The 8,278-nt window shown below is 68.0% G+C and carries 7 protein-coding genes and 1 pseudogene; 6 read left to right on the top strand and 2 right to left on the bottom strand.

The genetic code is table 11. The features are described 5' to 3' along the window. From arnA to ACCC94_RS25320, 6 genes are all read left to right on the top strand, one after another. Nucleotides 1-1,476 (top strand): bifunctional UDP-4-amino-4-deoxy-L-arabinose formyltransferase/UDP-glucuronic acid oxidase ArnA (arnA, locus tag ACCC94_RS25345; RefSeq protein ID WP_413352381.1); only part of this gene is annotated, 1,476 nt, incomplete at its 5' end. Beyond that, nucleotides 1,473-2,360 (top strand): 4-deoxy-4-formamido-L-arabinose-phosphoundecaprenol deformylase, encoded by an 888-nt coding sequence (arnD, locus tag ACCC94_RS25340; protein ID WP_413352382.1) that lies wholly within the window; start codon nt 1,473-1,475, stop codon nt 2,358-2,360. The genes arnA and arnD, both read left to right, overlap by 4 nt. After that, a complete protein-coding gene (gene arnT, locus ACCC94_RS25335) occupies nt 2,357-4,003 on the top strand; it encodes a lipid IV(A) 4-amino-4-deoxy-L-arabinosyltransferase (protein ID WP_413352380.1) in 1,647 nt (548 codons plus the stop codon). Before arnD ends, arnT begins: the two co-directional genes overlap by 4 nt. Beyond that, on the top strand, nt 4,000-4,344 hold the full coding sequence (gene arnE, locus ACCC94_RS25330) for a 4-amino-4-deoxy-L-arabinose-phosphoundecaprenol flippase subunit ArnE (RefSeq protein ID WP_413352379.1): 345 nt from the start codon (nt 4,000-4,002) through the stop codon (nt 4,342-4,344). The genes arnT and arnE overlap by 4 nt, the downstream gene beginning before the upstream one ends. Continuing rightward, nucleotides 4,341-4,769 carry a 4-amino-4-deoxy-L-arabinose-phosphoundecaprenol flippase subunit ArnF gene (gene arnF, locus ACCC94_RS25325; RefSeq protein ID WP_413352378.1) on the top strand — a complete coding sequence of 143 codons (429 nt, stop codon included), beginning with the start codon at nt 4,341-4,343 and terminating at the stop codon, nt 4,767-4,769. Before arnE ends, arnF begins: the two co-directional genes overlap by 4 nt. A 40-nt stretch (nt 4,770-4,809) precedes the next feature. Further along, nucleotides 4,810-6,198 carry a UDP-glucose dehydrogenase family protein gene (locus ACCC94_RS25320; protein ID WP_413352377.1) on the top strand — a complete coding sequence of 463 codons (1,389 nt, stop codon included), beginning with the start codon at nt 4,810-4,812 and terminating at the stop codon, nt 6,196-6,198. Between the two features lie 181 nt (nt 6,199-6,379). Here ACCC94_RS25320 and ACCC94_RS25315 read toward each other — a convergent pair whose 3' ends face one another. Both ACCC94_RS25315 and ACCC94_RS25310 read right to left on the bottom strand, forming a co-directional pair. Continuing rightward, nucleotides 6,380-8,074: a PTS fructose-like transporter subunit IIB gene (locus ACCC94_RS25315; protein WP_413352376.1), complete on the bottom strand. Its 1,695-nt coding sequence runs from the start codon at nt 8,072-8,074 to the stop codon at nt 6,380-6,382. Between the two features lie 26 nt (nt 8,075-8,100). Beyond that, a pseudogene (locus ACCC94_RS25310) lies at nt 8,101-8,278 on the bottom strand (1-phosphofructokinase); the annotation flags it as partial.

Here is an 8,278-nt window from a genome sequence, read left to right as displayed (position 1 = left end):
CTGGCTCGCGGCGAGCTGCAGGAGGTCGCCCAGGACGAATCCCGCGCCAGCTACTTCGGCCGCCGCACCCCCGCCGACGGCCAGCTCGACTGGAAGCGCCCGGCCCGCGAGCTGCACAACCTGGTACGCGCCGTCACCCAGCCGTACCCCGGCGCCTTCGCCCCGGTGGGCGATCGCAAGCTGATCGTCTGGAGCGCCCGCGTCGCAGCTGGCAACAACGGCATGGCGCCCGGTTCGGTCCTGTCGGTCGACCCGCTGCGCATCGCCTGCGGCGAAGACTCGCTGGAAATCCTCTCCGGCCAGCAGGGCGACAGCGGCCTGTTCCTCGCCGGCCCGCAGCTCGCCCGCGAGATGGGCCTGGTGGACGGCTCGCGCCTGCATGGCGCGGCCGGCAAGCCCAAGCGCAAGACCCGCGTGCTGATCCTCGGCGTCAACGGTTTCATCGGCAACCACCTCTCCGAGCGCCTGCTGCGCGATGGCAACTACGAGGTCTACGGCCTGGACATCGGCTCCGACGCCATCGAGCGCCTCAAGGGCAACCCGGACTTCCACTTCGTCGAAGGCGATATCAGCATCCACACCGAGTGGATCGAGTACCACATCAAGAAGTGCGACGTGGTCCTGCCGCTGGTGGCGATCGCCACGCCGATCGAATACACCCGCAACCCGCTGCGCGTGTTCGAGCTGGACTTCGAGGAAAACCTCAAGCTGGTCCGCTACTGCGTCAAATACAACAAGCGCGTGATCTTCCCGTCCACCTCGGAGGTGTACGGCATGTGCTCCGACGCCAACTTCGACGAGGACAAGTCCAACCTCATCGTCGGCCCGATCAACAAGCAGCGCTGGATCTACTCGGTCTCCAAGCAGCTGCTCGACCGCGTCATCTGGGCCTACGGCCAGAAGGGCCTGAAATTCACCCTGTTCCGTCCGTTCAACTGGATGGGCCCGCGCCTGGACCGCCTGGACTCCGCGCGCATCGGCAGCTCCCGCGCCATCACCCAGCTGATCCTGCACTTGGTGGAAGGCACCCCGATCCGCCTGGTCGACGGCGGCGAGCAGAAGCGCTGCTTCACCGACGTGGACGACGGCATCGAGGCGCTGGCGCGCATCATCGACAACGAAGGCAGCCGCTGCGACGGTCAGATCGTCAACATCGGCAACCCGGACAACGAAGCCAGCATCCGCCAACTGGGCGAGGAACTGCTGCGCCAGTTCGAGGCCCACCCGCTGCGCGACCAGTTCCCGCCCTTCGCCGGCTTCCGCGAAGTGGAAAGCCGCAGCTTCTATGGCGACGGTTACCAGGACGTGTCGCATCGCAAGCCGAGCATCGAGAATGCCCGCCGCCTGCTGAACTGGCAGCCGAGCGTGGAGCTGTCCGCCACCATCGGCAAGACCCTGGACTTCTTCCTCCGCGAGGCCCTGGCCGAGCGCGTCGGCGGCCAGCCTCACGCCGTCCCGCTGAAAAGCATCGCCTGATGCGGGCAGGACTGCGCATCGATGTGGACACCTACCGCGGCACCCGTGACGGTGTGCCGCGGCTGCTGGACATGCTCGAGGAAGCCGACGTCAAGGCGACCTTCTTCTTCAGTGTCGGCCCGGACAACATGGGCCGGCACCTGTGGCGCCTGATCCGCCCGCAGTTCCTGTGGAAGATGCTGCGCTCCAACGCCGCCGGGCTGTACGGCTGGGACATCCTGCTCGCCGGCACAGCCTGGCCGGGCAAGCCGATCGGCCGCGACCTGGGCCACCTGATGCGGCGCGTGCAGGACGCCGGCCACGAAGTCGGCCTGCACGCCTGGGACCACCACGGCTGGCAGGCCAACGCCGGCCGCTGGAGCGCGCAGCAACTGGAGCAACAGATACGCCGCGGCGTGGACACCCTCGCCGACATCCTCGGCAACCCGGTGGAATGTTCGGCGGTGGCCGGCTGGCGCGCCGACGAGCGCACGGTGGAAGCCAAGGAGCGCTTCGGCTTTCGCTACAACAGCGATTGCCGCGGCCGCTCGCTGTTCCGCCCGCGCCTGGCCGACGGCCGCCCCGGCACCCCGCAGATCCCGGTGGACATGCCCACCTTCGACGAGGTGGTCGGCCCGCAGGTGGCGCCGTCCGCCTTCAATGACTACATCCTTTCCCGCTTCGACATGGACGCCTTGAACGTGTACACCATTCACGCCGAGGTCGAGGGCATTCTCATGGCCCACGACTTCCGCCGCTTGCTGGCCCAGGCACGGGCCGGCGGCATCCGCTTCGTTCCGCTGGGCCGGCTGCTGCCGCAAGATCCCACCACCCTGCCCGTCGCCAGCCTCGTGCGCGGCGAACTGGCCGGCCGCGAAGGCTGGCTGGGGGTGCAGCGCGCATGAAGCGTCTGGCCTACCCGACACTGCTCGCCGCCTTCGTACTGTGCATCCTGCTGCCGATGGCCTTTCACGGCCTGTGGATTCCCGACGAGTCGCGCAATGCGCAGATCTCCCAGGCCATGCTGCAGAGTGGCGACTGGGTTTCCCCGCACCTGCTCGGCCTGCGCTACTTCGAGAAACCCACCGGCGGCTACTGGCTGACCGCGATCAGCCAGGCGGTGTTCGGGCAGAACCTGTTCGGCGTCCGTTTCGCCTCGGCGCTGGTCACCGCGCTGAGCACCCTGCTGGTCATGCTGGTCGCCCGCCGACTGTGGAACGATCCACGCCGCACCTGGGCCGCGGGTCTGCTCTACCTGAGCTTCGGGCTGATCGCCGGGCAGGCCGGCTACGCCAACCTCGACCCGCAGTTCACCCTGTGCGTGAACCTGAGCCTCGCCGCGCTGTGGTTCGCCTTCGATGCCGCCAGCGCGCGGGGGCGCTTCGCCGCCTGGAGCCTGCTGGGCGCCGCCTGCGCCTTCGGCCTGATGACCAAGGGCTTCCTTGCCTTCCTGCTGCCGGTGATAGTCGGGCTGCCGTACGCCCTGCAGCAGAAGCGCCTCGGTGAGCTGCTGCGCTACGGGCCGCTGGCCGTCCTGGTGGCGCTGCTGGTCAGCGCGCCCTGGGCACTGATGATCCATGCCCGCGAGCCGGACTTCTGGAATTTCTTCTTCTGGAACGAGCACATCCGCCGCTTCGCCGCCGAAGATGCCCAGCATGGCCGGCCGATCTGGTTCTTCGTGCCGCTGCTGTTCGCCAGCGCGCTGCCCTGGGCGGTGCTGGTCATCCCGGCGCTGCGCAACGGATTCCAGGGTTGGCGGGATTCGAAGCGGCTGTACCTGCTGCTGTGGTTCGCCATGCCCTTCCTGTTCTTCAGCCTGGCCAAGGGCAAGCTGCCGACCTACATCATGCCCTGCTTCGCGCCGCTGGCCCTGTTGATGGCCGACGCCATCGGCCAGGCGCTGCAGCAGCGCAGGTTGATCGCCCTGAAACTCAACGGCGCGCTCAACCTGCTGCTGGGCAGCAGTGCGCTGGCCGGCCTGTTGTTCATGCAGGCACGCCACCCGCAGTACCACGACGAACTGCCCAGCGTCCTGATGATCGGCCTGGTCTGCCTCGTCTGGCTGCTGACCGGCCTGTTGCAACTGCTGCGCCCCCATCGCTTCTGGGCCGCCCCTGCTTTCGCCGCCTGGCTGCTGGTGGCGCTGGTGCCCAACGCGATGCCGAACAAGATGGTCAACAGCAAGATGCCCGACCAGTTCATCGCCGAGCATCTGGAGCAACTCAAGGGCGCGCGCAGCCTGCTGAGCAACGACCTGGGCGCGGCCACCGCGCTCGCCTGGCGCACCCAGCGCAGCGACATCACCCTGTTCAATACCGAAGGCGAGCTGAAGTACGGCCTGGGCTATCCCGAAGGACAGGGCCGCAGCATTCCGCCCGCCGACATCCATGCGTGGATCGACCGGGCCCGCGCCGAGGGCTCCATCGGCGTGGTCATGCGGGTCAATAGCGCCAGCGACGAAGCCGAACTGGCGATGCTGCCCACCGACGCCATCAGCTACCGGCAGAACCACCTGGTGGTCCTGCTGATTCCACGGGCCGCGCCATGACCGCCCTGCTGCTCGCCGGCGTCTGCCTGCTGACCTGCCTGGGCCAGCTGGCGCAGAAGTTCGCCGTGGAAAGCTGGCGCGACGCGCCGGCGGGCATCGCGGCGAAGCTCTTCTCGCCCAGGCTGATGCTCGCCATCGCCTGCCTGGGCGGTGGCCTGCTGCTCTGGCTGCTGGTTCTGCAGCGTCTGGAAGTGGGTGTCGCCTACCCCATGCTGAGCCTGAACTTCGTGCTGGTGACGCTGCTGGCGAGCCGCCTCTTCGGCGAACGCATCGACGCGCGCCACTGGTTCGGCGTGGCGCTGATCGTTGGCGGCGTCGCCCTGCTGGGGATGCACTCGTGAAGCGCGGCATCGCATTCGCGCTGGGCAGCGTGCTGCTGGTGAGCGGCGCGCAGCTGGGCATGCGCTGGAGCATGACGCGCCTGCCCGCGCACTGGCCGTTCGACGTAGCGCAGCTCGACGTGGCCGCCCTGCTGGCACTGGCCGGCGCGGTAATGGCCTATGCGCTGTCGATGCTCTGCTGGCTGCTCGCCCTGAAACACCTGCCGCTGAGCCGCGCCTACTCGTGGCTGAGCCTGAGCTATGCCCTGGTCTACCTCGGCGCCGCCGTGCTGCCGGGCCTGGGCGAACCTCTGAGCCTGCCACGTACCCTGGGCGTCGCCCTGGTGATCGCCGGCGTGATCGCAATCAACGCGCCACGCCGCCCTGACAGAAAAACCGTCATCAAACCCAGCGACGCTCGCCCCGAGCAAGCGCAGTTCGACTGACTCCATCTCGTTCCAAGTCCCTCTGCGGGAGAGCAACAACATGAAAATCAGCGTATTCGGCATCGGCTATGTAGGTCTGGTACAGGCAGCGGTCATGGCGGAAGTCGGCCATGACGTCCTGTGCATGGACATCGACGAAGACAAGATCGCCAAGCTCAAGCGCGGCCAGATCAGCATCTTCGAACCGGGCCTCGCCGAGCTGGTGAAGGACAACCTGGAAGCCGGGCGCCTGCGCTTTACCAGCGATGTCGCCGAGGCTGCCGCCCATGGCCGCGTGCAGTTCATCGCCGTCGGCACCCCGCCGCTGCCCGATGGCTCCGCCGACTTGCGCGCCGTACTGGCCGTTGCCGAGGGCATCGCCCGCAACCGCACCCAGCCGGTGATCATCGTCGAGAAGTCCACCGTGCCGGTGGGCACCGGCGACCGTGTGAAGGCCCGCATCCACGATGTGCTCGCCGAGGCCGGCCGCAGCCTGGACTTCGAGATCGTCTCCAACCCCGAATTCCTCAAGGAAGGCTCGGCCCTGGCCGACTGCCGCAAGCCCGATCGCATCGTCATCGGCTGCGAAAGCGCCGAGGTGCTGGACGTGATGCGCGAAATCTACGAGCCGTTCAACCGCAACCACGACCGCATCATCACCATGAGCCTGCGCAGCGCGGAGCTGACCAAGTACGCCGCCAACTGCATGCTCGCCACCAAGATCAGCTTCATCAACCAGATCGCCGAACTGGCCGAACACCTGGGCGCGGACATCGAGGCGGTACGCCAGGGCATGGGCGCCGACCCGCGCATCGGCTACCACTTCATCTATCCGGGCTGCGGCTACGGCGGCTCGTGCTTCCCCAAGGACGTCCAGGCGCTGATCCAGAGTGCCGAGGAAGCCCAGTGCTCCAGCGACCTGCTGCGCGCGGTGGAAGCGGTGAACCAGCGGCAGAAGAGCAAGCTGTTCGAGCGCATCCGCAGCTACTACGGCGGCAAGCTGAAGGGCCGCACCTTCGCGCTCTGGGGCCTGTCGTTCAAGCCCAACACCGACGACATGCGCGACGCCCCCAGCCGCACCCTGATGGAAGCCCTGTGGGAGGCCGGCGCCAAGGTCCGCGCCTTCGACCCCGAGGCCATGCCCGAAGCGCAGCGCCTGTACGGCCACGATGAACGCCTGACCCTGATGGGCACGCCCGAAGCGACCCTCGGCGGCGCCGACGCCCTGGTGATCTGCACCGAGTGGCGGCAGTTCAAGGCACCGGATTTCGAGCTGGTGGCCAGCCGCCTGAAGGCCCCGGTGATCTTCGACGGCCGCAACCTCTTCGACCCCGAGCGGGTGGCGCGCTACGGCTTCGAGTACTTCCCCATGGGCCGCGGCGACTCGCACCGCCTGCCGGTTCCGGCACCGGCGCAGGCCGCCGAACCACGTTCCCGACGTAGCGCCTGACGTCAATCTCGACTGCCGGGGCGCTACGCCAGGCGGTTCGCGAGCAAGCTCGCTCCTACAGGAAAACACCGGAGCGGGCCTGTAGGAGCGAGCTTGCTCGCGAACATCTCCGCACACATCCGCAGGGCGGATAACGCGCCAGCGTTATCCGCCGCGAGACAATCGGTGCGGTGAGTTACACTTACCCCATCACCATCATCGGCGCCGCCTCACTGCGCTTGAGCAGCGCATAGAGCACCCCGGTCACCACGCTACCCGCGGCAATCGCCAGCAGGTAGAGCAGCGCGTGGTTCATCGCGTTGGGGATCAGCAGCACGAACAGCCCGCCATGGGGCGCCAGCAGCTTGCAGCCGAACAGCATCGACAGCGCGCCGGTCAGCGCGCCACCGGCGATGCTCGCCGGAATCACCCGCAGCGGGTCCTTCGCGGCGAAGGGAATAGCGCCCTCGGAGATGAAGCACAGCCCGAGCACCAGCGCCGCCTTGCCGGCCTCGCGCTCGCTCTGGGCAAACTTGCGCCGTGCCAGCAGCGTGGCGATGCCCATGCCAATTGGCGGAACCATGCCGCCGGCCATCACCGCCGCCATCGGCGCGTAGCTCTGGGAAGCGAGCAGGCCGACCGAAAACGCATAGGCCGCCTTGTTGATCGGCCCGCCGAGGTCCACGCACATCATCCCGCCCAGCAGCAGGCCGAGCAGGACGGCGTTGGTGGTGCCCATGCCGGCGAGGAAGTCGGTGAGCGAGCGCATCATCGCCGCCACCGGCGACCCCACCACATAGATCATCACCAGCCCGGTGAACAGGCTGGCCAGCAGCGGGATGATCAGGATCGGCTTGAGCGCCGCGACACTGGCCGGCAGCGGCAGCCACTGGGCAATCGCCCGCGCCGAATAGCCGGCGAGCAGGCCGGCGACTATGCCGCCAAGGAACCCCGGCGCCAGGCCCGGGCGGTCGGCGATGGACCAGGCGATATAGCCCGCGAGCATCGGCACCATCAGCTTGAACGCCGCGTCGCCGCCGATCTGCATCAGCGCCGCAGCCAGGGTGCCCTGCTGCTTGAACGCCTCGATGCCGAAGACGAAGGACAACGCGATCAGCAGGCCGCCGGCCACCACCATCGGCAGCATGAAGGACACGCCGGTAAGCAGGTGCTTGTAGACGCCGCGCGCTTCATTTTTCGTCGGCGCCGCGCTGCTGCCAGCGGACGAGGCAGTTTCCGCCTTCGCCTCCTTCAGCGCGCGCTCGATGGTCGCCTGCGGCTGCTTCAACGCCACGCCGGTGCCGCAACGGAAAATGCGCTTGCCGGCGAAACGCTCGGGATTGACCTCGATGTCCGCCGCCAGCAGGACCACGTCCGCCGCCGCGATTTCTTCCGCTGTCAGCGGGTTGCGCGCGCCCACCGAGCCCTGGGTTTCCACCCGCAGATCGACGCCCATCTGCTGCGCCGCCTGCTGCAGTGCTTCAGCAGCCATGAAGGTGTGCGCCACGCCGGTCGGGCAGGCGGTCACCGCGACTATCTTCGCCGATTCTTCCTCCTCGGCGGCCGCGCCCGGAGTTTCATCGCCCTGCCAGATCGCCGCCTCCTGCGCGGCGCGCTGGAGGAAACCGGCCGGGTCGGCCAGTGCCTCGGCCGGACGTGCCTGCACCAGCCGCTTGCCGACAAAGCGCGAGAGCTCCAACGGGTGCGCGCTGACCACCAGCACCCAGTCGGCGGCGGCAAACTGCCCGTCGCTCAGTTGACGCTCCGGATGCTGCGGGTGGCATTGCTCGACACACACCGACCAGCCCAGGCGCTCAGCCGCCGCACGCAGCAGGCGGGCACTCAGCACACTGGTAATCTGGCCGTTGGGGCAGGCCGTGATCAGGGCAAGGTTCATCGTCATACCTCTTGTTGTTCTGTCGCTCAGGCCTGGCTCGGCGCCAGCGCCTGAACCTGCACCGCGTCTTCGATGCGCTTGAGCCGCTGCGCGTCGCCGATGCCGAAATGGAATTGAGTCACCGCCAGCGCGGCCACCGCCGTCGCCTGGCGCAGGACGCGCTCGGCCGGCCAACCGGCGAGCAGGCCGTGGACCATGCCGGCC

Source organism: Pseudomonas sp. Pseusp97, from assembly GCF_047304025.1.
In the GTDB taxonomy this organism is placed as follows: domain Bacteria; phylum Pseudomonadota; class Gammaproteobacteria; order Pseudomonadales; family Pseudomonadaceae; genus Pseudomonas.
The sequence above is the reverse complement of the archived record's forward strand: the minus strand, read 5'-3'. Positions and strand labels throughout refer to the sequence as shown.